Below are 24,701 nucleotides of genomic sequence, written 5' to 3' on the forward strand. Positions count from 1 at the left end.
AGCGTCCTTGTAGAAACGCAATAGTTGAAGTCGCTTCAATGATCTGTTGTAGCTCAGCCTCAGCAATGCGGCTACGTTGTTCCGTCTGCAAAGGCTATAAAAATAAGTACCCCGGAACTGTGCTCCGGGGTACAACTTCTATAGTCGTGCAACTTGCGTTCCGCGGCTACAGCACTAAGTTAATCACCTTCTCATTACCGGCCTGGTCGGTCAGGCGGAGGGTGGCGGGGCCGTGCAGGGGCGGGCCCAGCGTGTCGTCGCGCTCCGAGTAGATGGTGGCGTTTTTGTGCTCGAAGCGCAGCAGGCGGAACTGCCCGTTCACTTCCAGCTTGTAGCTGGCCAGGCCCGAGAGGTCGTCGCCGACCTTGAATACCACGCCGCCGGGGCCGCGGCTGATGAGGCGGGCCGAAGGCGGAATAGTGTCGGTGAGGAGCTTAAACTGCCCGAAGGCCTTGATGGGAGCCGTAATGGCGGTGGCATCGGCGTTCCACTTGCCGCCCACGTAGGCCCGGCCGCCCTTGGCCGTGACGCTGTAGATAGCCGTGCGACGCGGGTCGGCTACCGGAGCTTCGGGCTTGAGGGTGAGGGCCATGGTTTCGTAGAGCGGGGTACGGGGGTGATGCACCGTCCAGAGGCCCTGCTTGTAGCTGGTTTGCACAAATAAGGTGTCAAACAGCGTCTTCGGCCCGAAGCCCAGCGCCAGATTGCCAGTGCTGAACCCAAACTCCCGGCCCGCCGGAATCAGGGCCTGCCGGTCGAACCGCTTGGTAATGCGGCCGAACTGCAGGGAGTCGGGGCGGCCGGCGCGCAGGTCGTAGAGGTACACGTTCTGGCTTTGCTCGGTATAGCTGGGTTTGAGCGTGAGGCGGCGGTTGCCTTTGAACAGCGTAAGGTTGCCGCCCACCGCGGCCGTGTCAGGGTCGGCGGCGGTAGCCACCAGCAGGTTGCGGCTGATATCGTAGCGCAGGGCCGGGGTTTTCACGGCCGCCGAGCGGGTTTTGTGGTAGCTGTCGGCCATACCCCGCAGTGCAAAGCGTAGAGGCGTGAGGTTGCCGTAGGAGTCGCTCAGGCGTACTTCCACGCTGTATACCTTGCCCGGCTCCACGCGCAGCTTGCCCTTGCCGGGGCCGGTGGTGTACATGTGCAGGTCGTTGCCATCGTCCACGAACAGCTTTTCCAGCTGCCGGCCCTGGGTGGCGCGCCACTCATAGTCGAGGTGGTTATTGATCTGGCGGGAGCCTTCCGGAAACGGAATGGCATCTACCACGTGCTGGTAGTGGGGCTGGCCGTTCACCAGCACCTCCACCTTCTGAATCCCGTTCTTGTTCCACACCTGGTCAAACCGGTCGAAGCCCTGCATGAGCAGGCCCACGGTACCGTTGGCCGGAATAGTATCAGCCCACACGTAGCCGCCGCCGTTGAGCAGGGGCGGGGTCTTGGGAATGAAGATTGACTTGCCAAACTTCCCCTGCACCCGCGCATCAATGTTCAGGGCCTCCACACCGAAGGCCAGCAGCGTGGGCGCCACGTGGTCCTGAATTTCCGGAAAGCCGCCCCATTGCAGCGGGTTCAGCTGCTCATCCTGGGCCGTGCGCACCTCCCAGTGCAGATGCGGCCCGGCCGAGCCCCCGGTATTGCCCGAGAGGGCCACCACTTCGCCGCGCTTCACGGGGAACTGGTCGGGCTTGAAAAACAGCTCCAGCTCGTAGGTCTGCTTCTCGTACTGGCGGCGGCGCAGCTCCTCGGCCACGGGGCCTTTGAAGCGGTTGAGGTGGCCGTACACGGTGGTGAGGCCGTTGGGGTGGGTGATGTAGAGCACGTTGCCGTAGCCGTAGCTGCTCTGCTTCATCCGGGAAATGTAGCCGTCGGCCGAGGCGTAAACCGGCAAATCTACCCGGCCATCAGTCTTGATATCGAGGCCCCCGTGGAAGTGGTTGGGCCGCAGCTCGCCCATGCTACCCGCCAGAAAATTCTGCTGGCCGGGCTTAATGGGAAACAGGAAATAGCCCTGCGGTACCACGGGGCGGGCACTGGAGGCCTGATTCTGGGTGGCTTTGGGCTTCTCCGTCGAATCGGGCTCCTGCCCGCCGCAGGCGGTGGGCTGTAACCCCAGTAACAGCAAAAACGGCACCGCCACGCTCAGCAGATGGCGGGACCGGGTAGTCAGGAAATCGGGCATTCAGGAAAGGAAATCAGCAGCAAAAAATAAGGACGTGGATGCCGCAGCAACGCCGGAGCCCGGCACAATCGTGCCCGGCCAGCCGGGAAAAAGGATACGAGGGATATCGGGCGGAGGTGGCAGGAGCAACAAGAAGAGCGTCATTCCGAGCCCCGCGAGGAATCTCGCGTGCTGATGTTTGAAATGGCAACCGCTCCACAGCCCAGGGTTTAAACCCTGGGCTAGTAAATCGTTCAGGCAAAGCGGTAGAGATGCTTCACGGGGCTCAGCATGACAGCTAGCTTGGCAATGTCAGCACGCGAGATTCCTCGCGGGGGCTCGGAATGACGTTCTGTTGGCCTACTTCACCGCCAGGTCAAACATCTTGTCCTCGCCGATGAAGCCGGTGAGCTGGTCACCGATTTTGACGGGGCCCACGCCGCTGGGGGTGCCGGTAAAGATCAGGTCGCCCATTTTCAGGGTGATGAACTGGGAGATGTAGCTGATGATTTTCGAGAAGTCGTGCAGCATCAGGCCGGAGTTGCCCTGCTGGCGTACCTCGCCGTTTACTTCCAGCCGGAAGTCGATGTTCTTGAGGTCGGCAAACTCCGATACCGGCTTGAACTCCTGGGAAATCGGGGCCGAGCCGTCGAAGCCTTTGGCCAGTTCCCAGGGCAGGCCCTTGCTTTTGAGCTTGCTCTGCAGGTCGCGGGCCGTGAAATCAATGCCCAGCCCGATGGCGTCGAAATAGGTGGGGGCAAATTTCTCCTCGATGTTCTTACCGTTTTTGCAGATGCGCAGCACCAGCTCCACCTCGTGGTGAATGTCCTGGGAGAAATCTGGCAAGAAGAAGGGCTGGTTGCGCTGGAGCAGGGCCGTGTCGGGCTTAGCGAAGATGACGGGCGCGTCGGGCGTTTCGTTCTGGAGTTCGGCAATATGTTCGGCGTAGTTGCGGCCGATGCAGAGAATTTTCATGCTCAGGGAATTGAAGGAGTTTGGGGCAGATACCGCCACCACGGAGCCGCCGGTTTTGCAGAAAACGCGCGGCAGACGGTCAAAAATAGCGTTTAATTCGCGGGGCCAAAACCCAAAATACCGGCTGACTGCAGCGCCGGGGGTGGTGGCAAACATTTTGCCCACTGCCGTACGTATAGCACGCTGTCAGGCGCTGGCTCCCCCCAGCTCGTTCCTGGCTTTCATCCTCCCGTTCTGTTCCTTCTCTCTTCAGTCTTTTCCCATGTTTAAAAAAATTGCTTTGGCCAGCTGCCTGTTCGTGGCTGCCGCCTGCTCCACGGTGCCCATTACCGGCCGCCGCCAGCTCAGTTTGGTTTCCGATACGGAAATGAACACCATGGCCGCCCAGGAATACCAGAAAGTGCTGGCCAGCAGCCGCGTTATTAACAGCGGTGAGCAGGCGGCTATGGTCAAGCGTGTGGGCCAGCGCATTCAGCAGGCCGTGGAAATGTATTTCCGCCAGCAAAACCAGCAGGCTCAGCTGGAAGGCTATCAGTGGGAATTCAACCTCATTGACGACAAGCAGGAAAACGCCTGGTGTATGCCCGGTGGTAAGGTGGCCGTGTACAGCGGTATCCTACCCATCACGCAGGATGAAAATGGCCTGGCCGTCGTAATGGGCCACGAAATTGCCCACGCCGTTGCCCGTCACAGCTCGGAGCGCATGAGCCAGCAGATGGCGGCGCAGGGCCTGGGCACCGTAGTTTCGACGGCTGTGGGGCAGAGCCCAACCGCTACGCAAAGCGTGTTTCTGCAGGCCGTGGGCGTGGGCTCTTCGCTGGGCCTGCTGAAGTATGGTCGCAGCCAGGAGTCGGAAGCTGACCATTTGGGGCTTATCTTCATGGCCATGGCCGGCTACAACCCCGATGGAGCCGTACAGTTCTGGCAGCGCATGGACGCCCGCGAAAATGCCGCCTCACCGCCCGAATTCCTGTCTACTCACCCCTCCAACGGCACCCGTATTGCCAGCATTCAGAAAGAGCTGCCGGAAGCCCGTACGTATTACAAACCCCGCTAACTTCGGATTGATTTAGCCAGTATCAGATGAACTGTATCCCGCGCTCTGCGCTATACCTACTGAGTTCCGGCCTGCTGTTGCTGGGCGGGCTGACGGCCTGCGAAACAACCAAGCGGGGCTTCCCGGAAATGAGCACCCCCACCACCGACACGGAAGAAATGCGCCGTAAGCGCGAGGTGGTAAGCAAACAGGTAGCCGAAGTAGCGGAAGGAAAAATCCGCTACGTCATTCCCCGGGAGCAGCTTTCGGCAGCCTTCACCCGCGAATTCGGCGACGGTACGGCCATCGATAAAACTGTTATCCGGAAGGTGCAGGAAACCCCCAAGGATAAGGCCGTATACTACATTGTGGGCATGGGGCTGCGGAACGGTATGTACCGGGCCATGGCGCTGCCCCTGCAAACCTCCACCGACAACAGCCTGTATCTGCCGTCTAACTCCGCCCGCTACATTATCACGGGGGTAGGCTGCACATTCTGCTTTTTCAACTTCGAGAAAAACGAAATTGTGGGCACCACCTGCGAGGAGAATACCGGCGGCAGCCGTTGCGACCTGCGCGTGGAGTCGAATAACACGTTTTTCGTGCGCAAATAGCCATGCTCAGCCGAAAATGGATTCTACGCCTCTCCCTCACGGCCCTAGCTCTGCTGGTCACCACCGACCGGCGCCGGAAGAACTCTGAGGAAGCCAAAGGAAGCCAGCAGTAAAAAGGGAAAGCGAAACGCCCGGTGCTACAATGCGCATCGGGCGTTTCGCTTTATATAGCGTTACCTGTTAGGCCAGGCCTTCCTGTACCATCTCCACAAACCGGGCAATTCGGTTTACCAATACATCGGGATTTACTTTTTCCAGCGGGTGGGGGGTGTTCATGATGATTTCGAAGGTGGCGCGGGGCATGTGGTCGGCATAGGCGCGGGAGGCATCCACGCCGGCCGTTTTGTCCAGCTCGCCCACCAGCACCTGCACCGGCACTTCCAGCGCGGCCAGGTTTTCGGCATTGAGCAACGGGGCATCGCCCAAACCCCGCAGCAGGCCCGCCGTGGCTGATAGGAACTCCGGCAGGGGCACCGGGGCGTGCAGCTGCTCCAGGTGTGTGGCAAACTGCGGCACTTTCTCGTGCATGGCGGCCGCATCCAGAAAACTGGTAGCCTGCACCGCTGCGCCCGGCGTCCAGTCGAACTTAGTGCCCAGGGTGGTGATGCTGCTGAACAGCTCCGGCCATGCCACGGCCGCCGTGAGAGCTGCGTAACCGCCCATGCTGTACCCGAACACATGCACCGGCGGCAGGTTGCGGTCCAGAATAAACTGCCGGACTTCCTGCGCGAAATGCTTCATCGAAAAGGCTTTCGGCGTAAATGGCCGTCCACCGTGGCCCCCGAAGGAGAAAGAATACACATCGTAAAAGGACGGCAGCTCCCGTTTCAGAAACTTCAGTTCTGCTTCTGAGCCCAACGCCCCGTGCAGGAGCAAAATGGTGTGTTTCATGCCTTGGTTCTTCGCCTCTGGCCGGCCTGCTGAGCAGGACCAGGTCAGAGGCGAAGAATAAATTAGTTGGTTACTTCGGCCGCCAGCTGATTCAGATCCAGCCCGTCAAACGTGCCTGAGGACATCATCAGCAGATTGGCGTTTTGCCAGTTCTGGGCATGCAGGAAAGCGGCCAGCTCCTTGCTGTCAGTGAATACGCGCAAATCGGGCCGCTGGAAGGCCTGCTGCACGGCTTCGGGCGGCAGGGCGGGCAGGCGCTTGTGCTCCAGTACGTGGGGGTTGAAGTACACTACCGCCACGTCGGGCGCATCGAAGGTGTGGGCGTATTGGGGCAAAAAGGCCGGGTTCAGGGAGCTGAACGTGTGCAGCTCCAGGCAGGCTACCAGCTTGCGCTCCGGGTACTGATTTTTGAAGGCAGTGGCAGTGGCTTTCAGCTTGCTGGGCGCGTGGGCGAAATCCTTATACACAACGGAGCCCACGCCTTCCCGCACCTTTTCCAGGCGGCGGGCCGCACCTTTAAACGTGGCCAGGGCTTCGTAAAACTCCTTGCCTTTGATGCCCAGCTGCTTGCACACTTCCTTGGCCGCCGAGATGTTGCGCAAGTTGTGCGCCCCGAACACCTGCACGGGCACCTCCTCGTCCTTTTTGGTAATCAGGTAGGTTTTGCCGTCCCGAATCACGTGCTCATGGGGGCCATAGCCAATGTACTTCACGTCGGGCGAGCTGGGCACCGTCACCAGCTGTACCTGCTCGTCGTCCTGGTCGTAGATGAGCACGCCGGCCTTGGGCGTCATCTCCGCGAAGATCTTGAACTGCTCCCGGTACACCTCCTCCGTCGGAAACACGTTGATGTGGTCCCAGCTGATGCCGGAAATCACGCCGATGTGGTGCTGATAGAGGTGGAATTTGGGCCGCCGGTCGATGGGGGAGGATAGGTACTCGTCACCTTCAATGATGATGATGGGCGCGTCGTCGGTGAGCTGCACCATCAGGTCGAAGCCTTCCAGCTGGGCCCCCACGGCGTAATCGAACTTACGGCCGTGGTAGCGCAGTACGTGCAGAATAAGCGAGGTAATGCTGGTTTTGCCGTGCGAGCCGCCAATGACGATGCGCTGCTTGTCGCGGGAGGCCTCGTAAATGAATTCCGGGAACGAGTACACCCGCAGGCCCAGCTCCTGGGCCCGCAGCAGCTCAGGGTTGTCGGGGCGGGCGTGCATGCCCACAATCACCGCGTCGAGGTCGGCCGTAATCTTCTCCGGAAACCAGCCTTCTTCGGCCGGCAGCAGGCCGGCGGTAGCCAGGCGGCTTTTGGCCGGCTCAAAAATCTCGTCGTCGGAACCCGTTACCTGGGCCCCGCGCTGGTGGAGGGCCAAAGCCAGGTTGTGCATAATGCTGCCCCCGGTAGCAATCAGGTGCAGGCGTTGGAGCGAAGAAGGAGTTGCGGCCATTCGGGAAATAAGTAAGCAGGCCACAAAGGTACATTGCCCGGCCGATGTGTACATGGGCAGACTCGGCCGGCCGGCCCGCACGCCGTAGGGGTGGGGTTCGAAGCTTCATTCTACTCTGCTCACCCTCAGGCTCTGAGCTTGTTCCAGGGAGGTTCTGTTCAGTATCAGCATACAAAAAAGAAACCTTTTGTGCCAGTCCCGGATTGTAGAGCCCAGCCGTTAGATTTGTGCCCCTTTGGCTGAAAAGTTGAAGAGCCCGGGCCGGAATCCTGCCCAAAACCGGCCCAACCTGCTTACCTTGTAGTGCTTAGTTAGTAATGAACGACCGGATGGATGACCGCCTGAAACTTTCGGCCTCGCGGGCCAAAGCTGCCTGGAACAGCCGCCCGGCGCAGCTGCCCATGGGTGGAGCCGCGGGCAAACTGCCGCCCCAGGCCCTGGAGCTGGAAGCCGCCGTGCTGGGGGCCCTTATGCTGGAAAAGGATGCCCTGACCACGGTTATCGACATCCTGAAACCCCAGAGCTTCTACAAGGAGGGCCACATCCGCATCTTCAAGGCCATTCTGAATCTGTTCGATAAGTCGGAGCCGATTGATATTCTTACGGTTACGCACGAGCTGCGGGAAATGGGCGAGCTGGAGGCGGCCGGCGGGGCGCACTACGTGGCCAACCTCACCTTCAAGGTAAACTCGGCGGCCAACATTGAGTACCACGCCCGCATCATCACCGAAAACGCCATCAAGCGGGAGCTGATCCGCATTGCCTCCGACATTCAGCGCGACGCCTTCGAGGACACCACCGACGTGTTCAACCTGCTCGACAGCACTGAGCAGTCGTTGTTCGAGGTGTCGGAATCCAACATCCGCAAGAACTTCGACGACATGCGCAGCCTGATGGGCAAGGCCATCAAGGAGCTGGAAGAAAAGAAAGACCAGAAGGACGGCCTTACCGGCGTACCCTCCGGCTTCTCGGCGTTGGATCGGGTTACGTCGGGTTGGCAACCATCTGATTTAGTGATTATTGCAGCGCGGCCCGGTATGGGTAAAACCGCCTTCGTGGTGTCCGCTATGCGTAACGCGGCGGTGGAGTTTAAGAAGCCAGTGGCTATTTTCTCGCTGGAAATGTCCTCGCTGCAGCTTGTGAACCGTCTGATTTCGGCGGAGGCGGAGCTGGATTCGGAGAAAATCAAGAAGGGCAACTTGGCCGACTATGAGTGGGCCCAGCTGAACCACAAGATTTCGGCTCTGTCGTCGGCCCCCATTTACATCGACGATACGCCGGGCCTCAGCATCCGGGAGCTGCGCACCAAGTGCCGCCGCCTCAAGGCCCACCACGACATTCAGATGATCATCATCGACTACCTGCAGCTGATGACAGGTAACACGGATGGCAAGGGTGGGGGCAACCGGGAACAGGAAATTGCCTCGATTTCGCGGGCCCTGAAGGGCATTGCTAAGGAGCTGAATGTGCCGGTTCTGGCCCTGTCGCAGCTAAGCCGCTCGGTGGAAACCCGCGGCGGCGACAAAAAGCCCCAGCTCAGTGACCTTCGGGAATCGGGCTCCATCGAGCAGGATGCCGACATGGTGGTGTTCCTGTACCGGCCTGAGTACTACAAGATTACAGAGGACGAAATGGGTAACCCCACGCAGGGTACCGGCGAGGTGATTATTGCCAAGCACCGGAACGGCTCCCTGGAAACTGTGCAGCTGAAGTTCATCGGCAAGTTCACCAAGTTTGCCGACCTCGACGGGGCTGGCGGTGGCTTCGGCGACGCGGGCTTCAACCCCAGCGCTTTCCCCACCAGCACCTTCGACGACGACCAATCCGGCTTCGCCCCGAACACCATCCGCCTCGGCTCCCGCATCAACAACGACGGCCCGCCGCCCGCGCAGCCCTTCCCCCGCAGCAACTTCGACGACGGCCCACCGCCGTTTTAGTCCGCCAAGAAACCCAAACCGCCCGCTGGTACCAGCGGGCGGTTTGGGTTTCTAGAACGTCATGCTGAGCTTGCCGAAGCATCTCTACCGCTTCATTGGATTACCATGGCAACGAAGCGGTAGAGATGCTTCGACTACGCCTCCGGCTCCGCTCAGCATGACGCTCTGTTACTTCAAGTTCAAACGACCCTACCCAAACATGCCCACCGCATCTTTGCTGGGCAGGGCGGTTTTGCCCATTAGGAACAGGTCTACTTGGCGGGCGGCTTCGCGGCCTTCGGAAATGGCCCATACCACCAGCGACTGGCCCCGGCGCATGTCGCCGGCCACGAAGACATTGGGCTGGGAGGTGAGGAAGTCGGTGTCGGAGGGGGTGCGCACGTTGCCCCGGTCGTCGAGGGCCACGCCGAGCTGCTCCAGGAGGCCTTCGTAGCGGGGGGAGGCGAAGCCCAGGGCCAGCAAAGCCAGCTGGCAGGGAATTTCACGCTCCGAACCCTCGATTTCGGTGAAGGCGAGGCGGCGGCCCAGCACGTCGGTTTCCCAGGTAACGTCGGTGACCAGCAGGGCCCGCAGGCGGCCGTGCTCATCGGCCAGGAAGGCTTTGGTGTTGATGCCCCAGTAGCGCTGGCAGCCTTCCTCGTGGGAGGTGCTGGTGCGGAACACGGCCGTGGGGTAGTGGGGCCAGGGCTCGAAGTGGGGCCGCTCGGGGGCGGGCTGGTGCATGAGGGCAAACTGCGTGACGGAGCGGGCCTGCTGGCGGTTGGCCGTGCCCACGCAGTCGGAGCCGGTGTCGCCGCTGCCGATGACCACCACGTCGAGGCCGGTGGCCTGAATTTCGGTCTCCGACAGCGGCAGGCCGCTTACGCGGCGGTTGTGCTGGGTGAGGTAGTCCATGGCGAAGTGGATGCCGGGCAGCTCGCGGCCGGGCAGAGGCAGGTCTTTGGGCTCCAGGGCCCCACCGGCCAGCACCACGGCATCAAACTGCGCCATTAATTCCTGGGCGGGTATGTCCCGGCCGACTTCGGTATTGCAGCGGAACTGCACGCCGTCTTCTTCCAGCAGGCGCAGGCGGCGGTCAATCACCCATTTATCCAGCTTGAAATCGGGGATGCCGTAGCGTAGGAGGCCGCCGGGCCGGTCGTCGCGCTCAAATACCGTCACGGCGTGGCCGGCCCGCACCAGCTGAGCCGCCGCCGCCAGTCCCGCCGGACCCGAGCCCACCACGGCCACCGATTTGCCGGTTTTGAGTACCGGCGCCGTGGGCCGTACGTAGCCCCGGGCAAAGGCCGTCTCGATGATGTGCCGCTCGATTTCCTCAATGGCCACCGGCGCGGCATGGATGCCCAGCACGCAGGCCGACTCGCAGGGGGCGGGGCAGATGCGGCCGGTAAACTCGGGGAAGTTGTTGGTGGCGCTCAGGATCTGGTAGGCCTGCTCCCAGTCCTGGCGGTACACGGCGTCGTTGAACTCGGGGATGATGTTGCCCAGCGGGCAGCCCGCGTGGCAGAACGGAATGCCGCACTCCATGCACCGCCCCGACTGCTGCCGGAGCTGCGTATCAGAGTACTGGCCCACAAACTCGCGGTTGTGTGCCACGCGCTCCTGCGGGGCGGCCTTGGCGGGCAGCTCCCGCTGAAATTCCTTGAAACCGGTGCTATTGCCCATGTGCGTGGTGCCTCACCCCCCCGGCCCCCTCTCCAGGGGGAGAGGGGGAGCCAGACGACGTTGGCGGTTGTAGAGACGCGATACTTCGCGTCTCGTCGTTGCTGATGTTGTTTTTACTGTGAGATGCTGATTGTGCTGGTGGCGACTTGTTGTGGCGGACATCCTGGCGGCTCGTTCTGGCGGGAGACGCAAAATATTGCGTCTCTACATCCTGCCGTCTGGCTCCCCCTGGAGAGGGGGCCGGGGGGTGAGGCGTTACCCTACCGCCACCTGGGCCTTTTGCAGCACCTTTTTATACTCGCTGGGGAACACCTTCACGAACTTTCCGGCTTCCTCGGGCCAGTTGGCGAGCAGGAAGGCGGCCAGCTGGCTGCCGGTGAGCTCGTGGTGCTGGCGGAGCAGGTGCTGGATGTGGGTTTCGTCGTCGGCGTCGAGCGGGTCGAGCTCCACCATTTCAGGGTTGCAGTTCTGAGGGAAGGAGCCGTCGGCGTCGTACACCCAGGCGATGCCCCCGCTCATGCCGGCGGCGAAGTTGCGGCCGGTGGGGCCCAGGATGAGGGCCCGGCCTCCCGTCATGTACTCGCAGCCATGGTCGCCCACGCCCTCCACCACGGCCGTGGCCCCGGAGTTGCGCACCGCAAACCGCTCCCCGGCCTGCCCGCGCACAAACAGCTCGCCGGAAGTGGCCCCGTACAGCGCCACGTTGCCGATGATGATGTTCTGCTCGGGCGCAAACCGGGCGTCGGGGGCGGGGTGGATGATGAGGCGGGCCCCGCTCAGACCCTTGCCCACGTAATCGTTGGCTTCGCCCTCCAGCCGGAAGCTCAGTCCCCGCACGCTGAACGCCCCGAAGCTCTGCCCCGCCGACCCGCGGAAGGTGTACTCGATGGTGCCCTCGGGGAGGCCGGCGGCGTGGTAGCGCTTGGTGATTTCGTTGGAAAGTAGCGTGCCGATGGTGCGGTTGGTGTTGCACACGGCAAAATCGGCCCGCACGGGCTGCTGGAAGTCTAGGGCCGGACGGGCGTGCTCCAGCAGCTGCCAGTCGAGGATGTGCTGGAGGCCGTGGTCCTGGGTCTCGCTCTGGTGCAGGGTGCTGCCGGCCGCGGGGGAGGTCAGGTACAGCAGGTCGCGCAGGTCGAGGTGGCGGGCTTTCCAGTGCGTGATGTCGGGGCGGGGCTTCAGGAACTGGGCCCGGCCCACCATCTCGTTCACGGTGCGGAAGCCCAGCCCGGCCATGATTTCGCGCAGCTCCTCGGCCAAGAAGCGGAACAAATTCACGATGTGCTCAGGCTGCCCGCTGAACAGGCGGCGCAGCTCGGGGTCCTGGGTGGCCACGCCCACGGGGCAGGTGTTGAGGTGGCACTTGCGCATCATCACGCAGCCCCCGGCCACCAGCGCGGCGGTAGCCACGCCCCATTCCTCGGCCCCCAGCAGGGTGGCAATGGCCAGGTCGCGGCCGGTTTTCAGCTGGCCGTCGGCTTGCAATACCACGCGGCTGCGGAGCTGGTTGCGCACCAGGGTTTGGTGGGCTTCGGCCAGGCCCAGCTCCCAGGGCAGCCCGGCGTGGCGGATGCTGCTCAGGGGCGAAGCGCCGGTGCCGCCGTCGTAGCCCGCAATCAGAATCACGTCGGCGTGGGCCTTGGCTACGCCGGCCGCAATGGTGCCCACCCCGGCCTTACTCACCAGCTTCACGTTGATGCGGGCTTTGCGGTTCGCATTTTTGAGGTCGAAGATGAGCTGGGCCAGGTCTTCGATGGAGTAGATGTCGTGGTGGGGTGGGGGCGAGATGAGGCCGACACCGGGCGTGGCGTGGCGGACTTTGGCAATCCACTCGTCCACCTTGTGGCCGGGCAGCTGGCCGCCTTCCCCGGGCTTGGCGCCCTGGGCCATCTTGATTTGCAGCTCGTCGGCGTTGGTGAGGTAGTGGGCCGTGACGCCGAAGCGGGCCGAGGCCACCTGCTTGATGGCCGAGCGCATGGAGTCGCCGTTTTCCATCACTTCGTAGCGCATGGGGTCCTCGCCGCCCTCGCCGGTGTTGCTCTTGCCCCCGATGCGGTTCATGGCAATGGCCAGGGTGCTGTGCGCCTCGTGCGAAATCGAGCCGAACGACATGGCCCCGGTGGCAAAGCGCCGCATGATGTGCTCGGCCAGCTCCACCTCATCCAGCGGTACAGCCGGGCGGTGGTGGGCAAAATCCAGCAGTCCGCGCAGCGTGAAGGCCCCTTTGCCGGGCTCGTTCACCAGCCGGGCGTAGCGTTGGTAGGTGGCGTAGGAGTTGGTGCGGGTGGCGTGCTGCAGCAGGTGCACGGTTTTGGGGTTGAACTGGTGGGCCTCGCCCCGCCGCCGCCACTGGTACACGCCGCCCTCGGGCAGCAGCAGCTGTTCTTCCAGGGTGCTGCTGCGGAAGCCCTGGAAATGCTTAAACAGGGTTTCGCGGGCAATTTCATCGAGCCCCAGCCCGCCAATGCGCGTCACGGCCCCGGTGAAATACTGATCCACCACCGCGCGGTGCAGGCCCAGTATTTCGAACACCTGCGCGCCGTGGTAGCTCTGCAGGGTGCTGATGCCCATCTTGGAGAAGATTTTCAGCAGCCCGTCGCACACGGCCTTCTGGTAGTTGGCTTCCAGCTTGGGCACGCTCAGGCCCGCGCCCAGCCGCCCCTCGTAGTGCAACGTACGGATGGTACTGAGCGCCAGATAGGGGTTGATGGCCGTAGCCCCGAAGGCCAGCAGACAGGCAAAGTGGTGCACTTCCCAGGCGTCGCCGGCTTCCACCACCAGCCCCACCGAGCCCCGGTAGCCCTTCCGAATCAGGTGGTGGTGCACCGCCGACACGGCCAGCAACGACGGAATGGCGGCGTGCTCCGAATCCAGGGCGCGGTCCGACAGAATCAGCACCTCAAACCCGTCGTCCACCGCATCCTCGGCGTAGCGGCAGAGGCGGGCCAGGCCGGCGGCCAGCGCCCCCGGCTTGCCATCGGCCCGGAAGTAGGTGTTGATGGTTTTGGCGTTGAACAGCCCCGTATCGATGCTGCGCAGCTTTTCCAGCTCGTGGTTGGTGAGGATGGGCTGGCGCAACGCCACGCAGTGACAGTGCATCTTGTCCTCGTCGAGAATGTTGCCGTTGTTGCCGATGAAGGTGGCCAGGCTCATCACCAGCCGCTCCCGAATGGGGTCGATGGGCGGGTTGGTGACCTGGGCGAAGAACTGCTTGAAGTAGCTGCTCAGGTGCTGGGGCTGGTCGGAAAGCACCGCCAGCGGCGAATCGACGCCCATCGAGCCGATGGGCTCCTTGCCCTCCACGGCCATGGGCGTCAGAATCGTGTCAATATCCTCGCGGGTGTAGCCGAACACCTGGTGGTACTTGAACACCGACTCGGCCGACAAATCGGTGAACACCAGCCGGGGCTCGGGCAATTCTTCCAGCCGGATCTGGTACTCGCTCAGCCACTGGCCGTAGGGCTGGCGGGTGGCGGCCTGGGTTTTCAGCTCCTCGTCGGTGATAATCTGGCCCGCCACGGTGTCGATGAGCAGCATTTTGCCGGGCTGCAGACGGCCCTTGCGCACCACCCGGGCTTCGGGCAGACCCGCGCCCAGCACCCCGGCTTCGGAGGCTACCAGCACCCGGCCATCGTCGGTGACGGCGTAGCGCAGGGGGCGCAGGCCGTTGCGGTCCAGCATGGCCCCCACCATGCGGCCATCGGTGAACAGCAGGGCCGCCGGGCCGTCCCAGGGAGCCATAAACGTGGCGTGGAACTCGTAGAAGGCTTTCTTGAGCGGATCCATCTGCTCGTTGCCGTCCCAGGCCTCGGGCACCAGCATCATCATCACCTGGGGCAGACTCCGGCCGCAGTGCAGCAGCAGCTCCACAATGTTGTCGAGGCAGGCCGAGTCCGACTGGCCGGAGTCGATGACGGGCAGCAGAATCTCCATTTCCTCGGCCGAGAAGTAGGGCGAGAGGTAGGAGGGCAGGCCGGCGTAAAACCAGTTGAGGTTGCCGCGCAGCGTGTTGATTTCGCCGTTGTGGGCCAGCAGCCGGAAGGGCTGGGCCAGCCGCCAGCTGGGAAAGGTATTGGTGGAAAACCGGCTGTGCACCAGCCCCAGCCCCGAGGTCACGCGCTCATCCGATAGCTCGGGGAAGTAGCCGCGCACCTGATAGGTGGTCAGCTGGCCCTTGTAGATGATAACCCGACAGGAAAACGACGTGAAGTAGACTTCCTCCTGGGGCAGTTGGGCGGCGGTGTCGTGGCTGATGAGGCGGCGCAGCACGTAAAGCTTGCGCTCAAACTCCTCGGGCGTGTGCACGCCGGCGGGGCGGCCCACAAACACCTGCTCCACGGCCGGCTCGGCGGCCAGGGCCGTGGGGCCGATGCCGGCGGGGTTCACCGGCACCGGCCGGTAGCCCAGCACCGGAAACCCCAGCCGGGCGGCGGCCTGGCTGATGATGTCGCGGCTGATGTGGCGCAGGGCCTCGTTTTTGGGCAGAAAGGCCATACCCACGCCGTACTCGCCGGGCTCGGGCAGGCGGATGCCCAGCGTGGTACACTCCTCCAGCAGAAACCAGTGGGGCAGTTGCAGCAGCAGGCCGGCCCCGTCGCCGGAGTCGGCGTCGCAGCCGCAGGCCCCGCGGTGCTCCATGTTCTCCAGAATCGTCAGCGCATCGGCCACAATCTGGTGCGAGCGGCGGCCATCCACGTAGGCAATAAAGCCAGTGCCGCAGGCGTCGTGCTCAAATTCGGGGCGGTATAGTCCTTGCGGGGCAGTTTGCTCCATCGGATTGAGTTGTCGTAGGTTCAGGCATGAGTGACCCCCGGCAGCAGGTCCGGGCCCAGTATACCGCCGCCGCGCGGGGCCGGCCGAGTGGCCCGCGGTAGTTTTCCGGTTTCAAACCCCGGCGGGTTTTCTGCGCTCAGCAAGCGCAAAACGGCCCGCTGGCCCCGGCAGCGGCCATTTTGGGTAGTGGTCCCGGCCCTGGTCGCTACGATTTCCAACCCCCGCCCAAACCCCGATATTTGCCCGCATGAAAGACCTGCTACGCCCCGACCTGACCTTCCGCCTCACTGGCCGCCTTTGGGTGGAATCCGCGGACGACCGGTTTATGGGCATCGGGCGGCTGGAACTGCTGCGCCAGATTCAGCAGCACGGCTCCATCTCGAAGGCGGCGCAGGAAATGGGCATGTCGTACAAACGGGCCTGGGATTTGGTGTCGTCGTTGAATGCCCAGAGCGCACGGCCGCTGGTGCTCACCCAAACCGGCGGCAAGCGCGGCGGCGGCACCGTGGTAACGCCCGAGGGCGAGGCCCTGATGGCGGAGTTCGAGGGTTTGCAGACCCGGTTTCAGGCGTTTCTGGCGGCGGAGGCGGCGCGGCTGTTCTAGCGTTGGTTCCCGCAGAGGGCGCAGAGGTTTCCGCAGAGGACGCAGACGAACTACCTCCGCGTCTGCGAAAAACTCTGTGCCCTCTGCGGGAAACCCGTACGCCCATTATTCGTTATGTTTGGAAAAATATAACGAATGAAACACGTTACGCCTGCTCTGCTGCTGCTTCCGATACTGGCCCACGCCCAGGCCCCCGCCGATACGACGCGGCTGGGGGAGGTGGTGGTAACGGCCTCGAAGGTGGAGGAAAGCATTTTGCAGTCGCCCGTGACGGTGGAGAAGCTCAACGCCCGGCAGCTGCGGCTCACGCCCGCGGCATCGTTTTTCGATGCCATTGAGCACCTGAAGGGCGTGCAGATGATTACGCCCAGTCTGGGGTTTCGGGTGCTGAACGCCCGGGGCTTCAGCAACACCACCAACGTGCGCTTCGCCCAGCTCGTGGACGGCATCGACAACCAAGCCCCGCACATCGGCGGGCCCATTGGGAACGTGCTGGGGCCGAGCGACCTGGATATTCAGGCCGTGGAGCTGGTGCCGGGCACGGCCGCGGCGCTGTATGGGCTCAACGCCATCAACGGGCTGGCCAACTTCAGCACCCGCAACCCGTTCCGCAGCCCCGGCCTGAGCGTGCAGCAAAAAACCGGAGTCAACCACCTCAACGACCCGGCCACCGGCGCGCACGCCTTTTCCGAAACCAGTATGCGCTACGCCCGGGTGCTGGGCCCGAAGTGGGCGGTAAAAGTGAACGGCACCTACCTGCGCGGCTACGACTGGATTGCCCGCGACCCGACCGACATCAACCCCAACGGCAACGCCACCACCGGCCTGCTGGGGGCCGATAACCCCGCCCGCGACCCGGTGAGCAGCTACGGCAACGAATCCTCAAACCGCTCGACGCTGACGCTGGGGGGCAAAAGCTACCAGGTGGCCCGCACCGGCTACCGGGAGCAGGACGTGACCGACTACCAGCTGCAAACCCTCAAGTACGACGCGGCCCTGCACTATAAGCTCACCGACAAAACGGAGCTGGCCTACACTTACCGCGGGGCCAACTTCGACAACGTGTACCAGCGCAGCAACCGGTTCCGGCTCGACAACTACCACCTGCAGCAGCACGCCCTGCAGCTCACCGGCCCCGTGGGGCAGGCCCGCGCCTACTTCACCCAGGAAAATACCGGCCGCAGCTACAACCTGCGCAGCATGGCCGAAAACCTGGACCGCAGCTTTAAGCCCGACGCCCGCTGGAACCAGGACTACACCACCGCCTGGAACGCCGCCGCCCAGGCCGGGCAGACGGTGGCCCAGGCGCACGCCACGGCCCGCGCCGCCGCCGATGCCGGCCGCTTGCAGCCCGGCACGCCGGAGTTCCAGCAGCGCCTGCGCGAGCTGGCTGACATCAACAACTGGGACCAGGGCGCGGCCCTGCGCGTGCAGGCCGATCTGCTGCACCTGGAAGGCCAGCTGAACCTCGGCGAAGCCCTGCGCCGGGGCGGCGGCAAAGCCCTGCCCGCCTGGGCCGACGTGCTGCTGGGCCTCGACCACCGCACCTACTTCATCCAGCCCGACGGCAATTACTTCATCAACCCCGAGGCAGGAGAGGATCCGTTCAGCACGCTCACGTATGGCAAAACCGGCGGCTTCGTGCAGGCCGGGGCGCGGCTGTGGCAGGAGAAAGTGCGCCTGACGGCCACGCTGCGGGCCGATAAGAACGACTACTTCAGTACCCGCTTCAACCCGCGCCTCACGGCCGTGTACTCGCCCACTCAGCGCCACAACTTCCGGGTGAGCTACCAGAGCGGCTACCGGTTTCCGAGCTTGTTTGAGGGGTTTTCCAACGTGAACAGCGGGCAGGTGAAGCGCATCGGGGGCCTGCGGGTGATGTCGGATGGGGTGTTTGAGAACAGCTACCTGCGCAGCTCCATTGATGCCTTCAACGCGGCCGTGACGCAGGGCGTGAACACCGGCGGCCTCTCGCGCAGCCAGGCCATCAGCCAGAACCAGGGCCTGCTGACGAAAAACCCCTACACCTACCTGCGGCCCGAGCACATCAACTCCATCGAGCTGGGCTACAAGGCGGCGCTGCTACCCGGCGGCCGCCTGCTGGCCGATGTGGATTTCTACTCCAACACCTACCGCGACTTTATTGCCCAGGTGGAAGCCTACGTGCCCCTGGATGCCACCGGCCAGCCGCTTAATTCGGGCACCGACCTGAGCGCAGTGGCTACCGCCCTGAGCGCCCGCGCCGGCCAGGCCCGCTACCGCCTCTGGACGAACTCCCGCAGCCGGGTATACAACTACGGTGGTTCCCTGGGTTTGCGCTACGAGGTGGCCGGCGGCTACCTGGCCGGGGCCAGCGCCACCTACGCCCGCCTGCGCCGCACCGAGTCGGGCGATGGGCTGGAGGACGGCTTCAACACGCCGCGCTGGGCCGCCAACGTAAGTCTGGGCAACGAAAACGTGGTGAATAACTTCGGTTTCGGCCTCAACTACCACTGGCAGCAGCGCTACTACTCCCAAACCTTCCTGGTAACCGGCTACGTGCCCGCCTACGGCACCCTCGACGCCCAGCTCAGCTACCGCCTGCCCGAGCCCAACCTGCGCTTCAAACTGGGCGCCAGCAACGTGCTCAACCACTACTACGTGAGCTACCTCGGCGGCCCCAGCGTTGGCGGGCTGTACTACCTGCAGGTTACGTATGGGCTGTAAATAGCCTAAGAAGCTAAAAACTAGCTCCCCTCCTTGGAAAGGAGGGGCTGGGGGTGGTTGACTTGCGTCTGAACATCAGCTAGAAGCTAACTTCTAAAAACTGTTCAACGATTATCAACCACCCCCAGCCCCTCCTTTCCAAGGAGGGGAGCTAGTTTTTAGCTCTAGTTTTAGTCCCATGCTCGACGCCCTCCGCACATACTTCCACGACAAACTCCCGCTCACTGAAGCCCAGTTTGATACTCTGGCTGGCCTGCTGACGCCGCGGCGGCTGGCGAAGGGGGAGGTGCTGGGGCGGCAGGGGGAACCGGCGCGGTTCGGAGCGTTTGTGGTGCGGGGGTGCCTGCGCAGCTACGTGACGGATGCCCGGCAGAAAGAACACATCCTGCAGTTTGCCCCCGAAAACTGGTGGATTGCCGACCAGCACAGCCTCCGCCACCACGCGCCGGCGCTGTTCACCATTGAGGCGCTGGAAGACTCGGAGGTGCTGCTGTTCGGGGCGGGGCTGTACGGGCAGTTGCCGGCGCTAGGGCCGGAGTTTCAGGCGTTTTTCTACGAGCTGCTGCAGAACAGTCTGGTAGCCATGCAGCGCCGGCTGATTGGGGTGCTGAGCGCCCCAGCCGAGGCCCGGTACCAAGAGTTTCAGCAGCTGTACCCCACGCTGGCCCGACGGCTGCCGCAGCGGCACATTGCGGCCTACCTGGGCATCACGCCCGAGTCGCTGAGCCGGCTGCGGGCGGGGCGGGGGCGGGGGTAACGTCCGGCCTGGGCTGGCGTTATATCCATATAAATATGACGAAATATAGAACTACGGCTGGATGGTTGACCTCCGCACAGTTGGGCTATTTAGACTGAATATGGATACAGTGCTAAGAAGCTGATAAATAAGGCGGCAGTGGGGGCGATGAGCAAGGATAGGATTTTGTACAGGAGAAATAAGGCGGAAAGCATAACGCTATTCCGCTGGCTCGCGTAACGCTTGGTAGCACCATTGTGGCCCGGCCCCAGTGTGGCCTTCGCGTATCTACTCCATCACCTCAACCTTCTTTCTATGACCCAGCAACCGACCAACTCCGCGGCTTCCGCCGGCGGGGTGGCCGCGCCGCCGCCCACCGGCCCGGTTCGCCTCACCATCAACGGCGAGGAGCACACCCTGCAGATTGCCCCCTGGACCACGCTGCTCGATGCGCTGCGCGAATACCTGCACCTGACCGGCACCAAGAAGGGTTGCGACCATGGCCAGTGCGGGGCCTGCACCGTGCTGGTAGATGGCAAGCGCATCAACAGCTGCCTCACGCTGGCCGTGATGCACGAAGGGGAGGACATTACCACCATCGAAGGCCTCGGTACCCCTGAGAACCTGCACCCGCTGCAGCAGGCCTTCGTGGACCACGACGCCTTCCAGTGCGGCTACTGCACCCCCGGCCAGATCTGCTCGGCCCAGGGCCTCATCAACGAAGGCAAAGCCCGCACCGAGGACGAAATCCGGGAGCACATGAGCGGCAACGTCTGCCGCTGCGGCGCCTACGTGGGCATCCTGAATGCCGTGAAGGAAGTAGTGGATAAGGAGAGCTTAGAGCCTAGGAAGTAGAGCGTAGATAGTTCTGTTTCTGGTATATCCTGCCCATTCTAAGCTCTAAGTTCTCCCATCTAAGCTCTCTGAAATGAACTCATTTACCTACCACCGCGCGACGGCCGTTCAGGACGCCGTGCAGGACAAGGCCGGGCACGATGGCTCGGCGTATATCGGGGGCGGCACCAACCTCATCGATTTGATGAAGGAAAACGTGGCGCGCCCCACCCACCTCGTGAGCGTGGGCAAGCTGCCGCTGGCCGATATTGAAAATCTGCCCGACGGCGGGCTGCGCTTGGGGGCCACCGCCTCCAACGCCGATACCGCCTGGCACGACGAGGTGAAAAGCCGCTACCCGCTGCTGAACCAGGCCATTCTGGCCGGGGCCTCGCCGCAGTTGCGCAACGCCGCCACCAACGGCGGCAACCTCATGCAGCGTACCCGCTGCTACTACTTCTACGACCTGGCCACGCCCTGCAATAAGCGGGAGCCGGGCTCGGGCTGCTCGGCCATCGGGGGCTTCAACCGGGTGTGCGGCATCCTGGGCACCAGCGAGTCGTGCATTGCTACGCACCCTTCGGATATGTGCGTGGCCCTGGCGGCTCTGGCCCCCACGGTGCGCGTGAGCGGACCCGGCGGGGAGCGGAGCATTGCCTTCGACGACTTCCACCGCCTGCCCGGCAACCAGCCCGAGAAGGACAACACCCTGGAGCCCGGCGAGCTGATTCTGAGCATCGACCTGCCCAAGGAAGGCTTCAACAAGAACTTCAGCTACCTGAAGTTGCGCGACCGGAGCAGCTACGCCTTTGCCCTGGTATCGGTGGCGGCGGCGCTGGAGCTGGACGGCAACACGATTACGGATGCCCGCCTGGCCCTGGGCGGCGTAGCCCACAAACCCTGGCGCGACCAGGCCGCCGAAGACCTGCTCAAAGGTCAGCCGGCCACCGTGGAAACCTTTGCCCGGGCCGCGGCCAAGGTGCTGGAAGGGGCCCAGGGCCACGGCTCCAACGACTTTAAGGTGGAACTGGCCCGCCGCGCCATTGTACGCGCCCTCAAGCAGGCCGCCGAAGGCACGCAAACCGCATCCGACGTCTTTCAAAACTCCAATCCATGAGCACGACCAACTATATAGGCAAGCCCACCAGTCGCGTTGATGGTCCGGCGAAAGTAACCGGCACGGCCCGGTACGCGGGCGAGTACGCCGTGGCCAACCTGGCCTACGGCTACGTGGTCAGCAGCCCCATTGCCAAGGGCAAAATCACCAAAATCCACGCCGATGAGGTGCTGGCTTTGCCCGGCGTCATTCAGGTGTTCTCGCACGAAAACGTGCCCTCCCTGGCCTGGTTCGACCGGAGCTATAAGGACCTGGTGGCCCCCGGCGGCTCGCCCTTCCGGGCTCTGCACGACGCCGAAATCAAGTTCAGCCAGCAGCCCGTGGCCCTGGTAGTGGCCGAGAACTTCGAGCTGGCTCGCTACGCTGCCTCTCTGCTGCGGGTGGAGTACGAGCAGGAAGCCCACGAAACCAACCTGGAAACCCAGCGCGCCAAGGGCTACGAGCCTGGCCGGGGCAAAACCGGCTTCCAGCCGCCACCGCCGCCCCGCGGCAACCCCGACAAAGCCTGGGAAGAAGCCCCGCACCGCATGGAGGCCGAGTACGTGCACGGCGCCCAGCACCACAACCCCATGGAGCTGTTTGCTACCACCGTGGAGTGGCGCGGCGACGGCAAAATCACGGCCTACGACAAAACGCAGGGCGTGTACAACGTGCAGCAGTACCTCACCAAAATCTTCGGATTGAAGAAGGACGACTGCCGCGTGGTGAATGAGTACATGGGCGGGGGCTTCGGGGCCGGGCTGCGGCCCCAGTACTCGGTGTTTCTGGCCGTGCTGGCCGCCCTGGAGCTGAAACGCTCGGTGCGCCTCACGCTCACCCGCCAGCAGATGTTCTCGTTCGGGCACCGCCCGCACACGCTGCAGTATCTCAAGCTGGCGGCCAACGCCGATGGCTCGCTGGCCGCCCTGCAGCACCACGCCCTCCACGAAACCTCGCACTTTGAGGACTATACCGAAAACGTGGTGAACTGGAGCGGCATGCTCTACCAGTGCGAGAACGTGAAGCTGGGCTACCAGATTGCCAAGCTCGACGTGTACACGCCCCTGGATATGCGCGCCCCCGGCGCGGCCTCGGGCTCGGTGGGGCTGGAAATTGCCATGGATGAGCTGGCCTACGAGGCCGGCCTCGACCCGCTGGAGTTCCGCCTGCGCAACTACGCCGAGCGGGACCAGAACCAGGATAAGCCCTTCAGCAGCAAAAAGCTGCGCGAGTGCTACCACCAGGGCGCGGCCAAGTTTGGCTGGGACCAGCGCACCCAGGCTCCCCGCTCCATGCGCGACGCGGATGGCAAGCTCATCGGCTGGGGCATTGGCGGCGGCGTGTGGGATGCCACCCAGCAGAAATCGGCCGCCAAAGCCTCCATCACCGCCGATGGGAAGCTGACGGTGCTGAGCGGGGCCGGCGAAAACGGCGCGGGCACCTACACCATCATGACGCAGATTGCGGCCGAGACGCTGGGCCTGCCCATTGAGGCCGTTACGTTTAAGCTGGGCGACACCGAGCTGCCCGAGGCTCCGCTGCAGGGTGGCTCCTGGACGGCCGCCTCGGTGGGCACCGCCGTGAAAAACACCTGCGAGGCTCTGGGCGAAAAGCTGCTGAAGCTGGCCCAGAAGATGGACAACTCGCCCCTGAAGGACGCTAAGCCCGAGGACGTGGAGTTCGTGAACGGCCAGATTCGGCTGCGCGCCGACGCCAACCAGGCCGTGGTGCTGCGCGACGTGCTGCAGGCCAGCGGCGAAACCAAAGTGGAAGCCGATAGCTCGGCCATGCCCAACATGCTCAAGCAGCAGCAGTACTCGCTGCACTCCCACAACATCGTGTTTGCGGAGGTGAAGGTAGACGAGGAGCTGGGCACCATTCACGTAACGCGCGTGGTGAATGCCGTGGCCGCCGGCCGCATCCTCAACCTCAAAACCGCCCGCTCGCAGGTGCTGGGCTCGGTGGTGTGGGGCATTGGCATGGCCCTGATGGAGGAAACGGTGATGGACCACAAGTTTGGCCGCTACGTGAACCACAACTTCGCCGAGTACCACGTGCCCGTCAACGCCGACATCCACGACATCGATGTGCTGTTTGTGGAGGAGGAAGACGATATCGTGAACCCGCTGGGCGTGAAGGGCATCGGGGAAGTGGGCATGCTGGGCGTAGCCGCCGCCGTGGCCAACGCCGTGTACCACGCCACCGGCAAGCGCGTCCGCGACTTACCCGTGATGATTGACAAGCTGCTGTAACCGCCGCCGCTTGCCGTAACGCAAACCGCCCCGTAACCGTGAGGTTGCGGGGCGGTTTTGTATCGTGAGAGATGATGTTGCTCTGTATGGTATAAGTTTATCTGTCGCAGATATAATTTGATTTACTTATTGAAGAATGATTTTAGTTTATATACTTCTTCCTCAAAGACTATATTCTCTTCTATTGCTTTGATAATATTTCTCGCGAGTGTGAGAGGATGTTCTGGAAAGTATGAGTCATACTCGCTTAATTCCGATTTATTCATCAATGTGCCTGTGCTCAAGGCAGAGTCGTATGGATCAATAAACCATCCTTTGTGCCCATTGTCATCAAGCTGTATTTTTTTCTCGTTGAGGAGCTTTTCGGCAATTATTGTATCCCGGATACCAGATATGTCAACTTCGTTGCACTGTGCCTTTATGACAAAGCTGCAGGTTTGAAATGGTATAGTTAGCGAGGCAAGATACACCATACCTGACGGCTGTTGGGGAATCTTGAAGATAGTCCTTACAGCATCGAAATTCTGTAAGCGGAAAGTTTCTACCTCAATTATTCCACCATTCACTTGGTTGATTGAATTTCTGTAGAACGATCTAAGCTGGGTTATATCGTTAGTGTTGGGAATATTAGGTGGAATGTTGAAGAAGTTTTTAGAAATGTGTATACTATCTTCTGCATCTGACCATTGAATAATTGAGCTACTGCTCAGGGTTATCTGATAGTCAAAATCGGGTAAATGAATGGAATTAATATTAACTTTTTTGCTCTTGAAAAATGAAAACATATTGCTAGTGTGAATTTTCGTTCTTTCTCGAAACCTATTTGGGGTGCCTTTGCAATGTAACGTAATATAGCGGATTCATGAACGGTATACATGATAGCCGCAATGGTTGAACCAGGCTTTGGCGTCCTTGCTGGAAATCCAGTCCACGGCCGTTTGGATAGCCGCCTCCACTGCTTCACGGGTACGGGCCT

General features: G+C 62.4%; 16 protein-coding genes. 9 read left to right on the top strand and 7 right to left on the bottom strand.

Annotated features, from left to right (window positions below):
- Positions 1-166: 166 nt before the first annotated feature.
- Positions 167-2,179 (bottom strand): M23 family metallopeptidase, encoded by a 2,013-nt coding sequence (locus EI291_RS16545; protein ID WP_125422470.1) that lies wholly within the window; start codon positions 2,177-2,179, stop codon positions 167-169.
- A gap of 339 nt (positions 2,180-2,518) precedes the next feature.
- Positions 2,519-3,133 carry a fumarylacetoacetate hydrolase family protein gene (locus EI291_RS16550; RefSeq protein ID WP_125422472.1) on the bottom strand — a complete coding sequence of 205 codons (615 nt, stop codon included), beginning with the start codon at positions 3,131-3,133 and terminating at the stop codon, positions 2,519-2,521.
- A 262-nt stretch (positions 3,134-3,395) separates the two neighbouring features.
- Between EI291_RS16550 and EI291_RS16555 the strand changes: the two genes are divergently transcribed.
- Together EI291_RS16555 and EI291_RS16560 are read left to right on the top strand one after the other, a co-directional pair.
- Positions 3,396-4,190, top strand: coding sequence for a M48 family metallopeptidase (locus tag EI291_RS16555; protein WP_125422475.1), 795 nt, complete (start codon positions 3,396-3,398; stop codon positions 4,188-4,190).
- A gap of 26 nt (positions 4,191-4,216) precedes the next feature.
- Positions 4,217-4,783 (top strand): hypothetical protein, encoded by a 567-nt coding sequence (locus EI291_RS16560; RefSeq protein ID WP_125422477.1) that lies wholly within the window; start codon positions 4,217-4,219, stop codon positions 4,781-4,783.
- A gap of 180 nt (positions 4,784-4,963) precedes the next feature.
- On the opposite strand, the gene EI291_RS16565 is transcribed toward EI291_RS16560, so the two are convergent.
- Together EI291_RS16565 and EI291_RS16570 are read right to left on the bottom strand one after the other, a co-directional pair.
- Entirely contained in the window at positions 4,964-5,674 is a 711-nt protein-coding gene (locus tag EI291_RS16565) for an alpha/beta fold hydrolase (protein ID WP_125422480.1), read from the bottom strand.
- Between the two features lie 62 nt (positions 5,675-5,736).
- On the bottom strand, positions 5,737-7,122 hold the full coding sequence (locus tag EI291_RS16570; RefSeq protein ID WP_125422483.1) for a UDP-N-acetylmuramate--L-alanine ligase: 1,386 nt from the start codon (positions 7,120-7,122) through the stop codon (positions 5,737-5,739).
- A 401-nt stretch (positions 7,123-7,523) separates the two neighbouring features.
- Between EI291_RS16570 and dnaB the strand changes: the two genes are divergently transcribed.
- Complete coding sequence (gene dnaB / locus EI291_RS16575; protein WP_240635576.1) at positions 7,524-9,059, top strand: replicative DNA helicase; 1,536 nt, start codon at positions 7,524-7,526, stop codon at positions 9,057-9,059.
- Between the two features lie 189 nt (positions 9,060-9,248).
- Here the strand turns inward: dnaB and EI291_RS16580 are convergent, their stop codons facing one another.
- Together EI291_RS16580 and gltB are read right to left on the bottom strand one after the other, a co-directional pair.
- Positions 9,249-10,724, bottom strand: coding sequence for a glutamate synthase subunit beta (locus tag EI291_RS16580; RefSeq protein WP_125422488.1), 1,476 nt, complete (start codon positions 10,722-10,724; stop codon positions 9,249-9,251).
- A gap of 255 nt (positions 10,725-10,979) precedes the next feature.
- Complete coding sequence (gene gltB, locus EI291_RS16585; protein ID WP_125422491.1) at positions 10,980-15,497, bottom strand: glutamate synthase large subunit; 4,518 nt, start codon at positions 15,495-15,497, stop codon at positions 10,980-10,982.
- Between the two features lie 247 nt (positions 15,498-15,744).
- Between gltB and EI291_RS16590 the strand changes: the two genes are divergently transcribed.
- The 6 genes from EI291_RS16590 (at position 15,745) to EI291_RS16615 (ending at position 23,725) form a co-directional block, all read left to right on the top strand.
- The gene (locus tag EI291_RS16590) at positions 15,745-16,101 is read left to right on the top strand and encodes a winged helix-turn-helix domain-containing protein (RefSeq protein ID WP_240635574.1); all 357 of its coding nucleotides are present in this window, start codon (positions 15,745-15,747) and stop codon (positions 16,099-16,101) included.
- A 135-nt stretch (positions 16,102-16,236) separates the two neighbouring features.
- Positions 16,237-18,807, top strand: coding sequence for a TonB-dependent receptor (locus EI291_RS16595; protein ID WP_125422494.1), 2,571 nt, complete (start codon positions 16,237-16,239; stop codon positions 18,805-18,807).
- Between the two features lie 178 nt (positions 18,808-18,985).
- Positions 18,986-19,564: a Crp/Fnr family transcriptional regulator gene (locus tag EI291_RS16600; RefSeq protein ID WP_125422497.1), complete on the top strand. Its 579-nt coding sequence runs from the start codon at positions 18,986-18,988 to the stop codon at positions 19,562-19,564.
- A 294-nt stretch (positions 19,565-19,858) separates the two neighbouring features.
- Complete coding sequence (locus tag EI291_RS16605) at positions 19,859-20,398, top strand: (2Fe-2S)-binding protein (protein WP_125422500.1); 540 nt, start codon at positions 19,859-19,861, stop codon at positions 20,396-20,398.
- Positions 20,399-20,471: 73 nt separating this feature from the next.
- Positions 20,472-21,494 (top strand): FAD binding domain-containing protein, encoded by a 1,023-nt coding sequence (locus EI291_RS16610; RefSeq protein WP_125422503.1) that lies wholly within the window; start codon positions 20,472-20,474, stop codon positions 21,492-21,494.
- Positions 21,491-23,725 carry a xanthine dehydrogenase family protein molybdopterin-binding subunit gene (locus EI291_RS16615; RefSeq protein ID WP_125422506.1) on the top strand — a complete coding sequence of 745 codons (2,235 nt, stop codon included), beginning with the start codon at positions 21,491-21,493 and terminating at the stop codon, positions 23,723-23,725. Before EI291_RS16610 ends, EI291_RS16615 begins: the two co-directional genes overlap by 4 nt.
- Before the next feature lie 122 nt (positions 23,726-23,847).
- Here the strand turns inward: EI291_RS16615 and EI291_RS16620 are convergent, their stop codons facing one another.
- Positions 23,848-24,510, bottom strand: coding sequence for a hypothetical protein (locus tag EI291_RS16620; RefSeq protein WP_125422509.1), 663 nt, complete (start codon positions 24,508-24,510; stop codon positions 23,848-23,850).
- Between the last annotated feature and the right edge of the window lie 191 nt (positions 24,511-24,701).

It is taken from the genome of Hymenobacter rigui (assembly GCF_003944715.1).
Taxonomy (GTDB): domain Bacteria; phylum Bacteroidota; class Bacteroidia; order Cytophagales; family Hymenobacteraceae; genus Hymenobacter; species Hymenobacter rigui.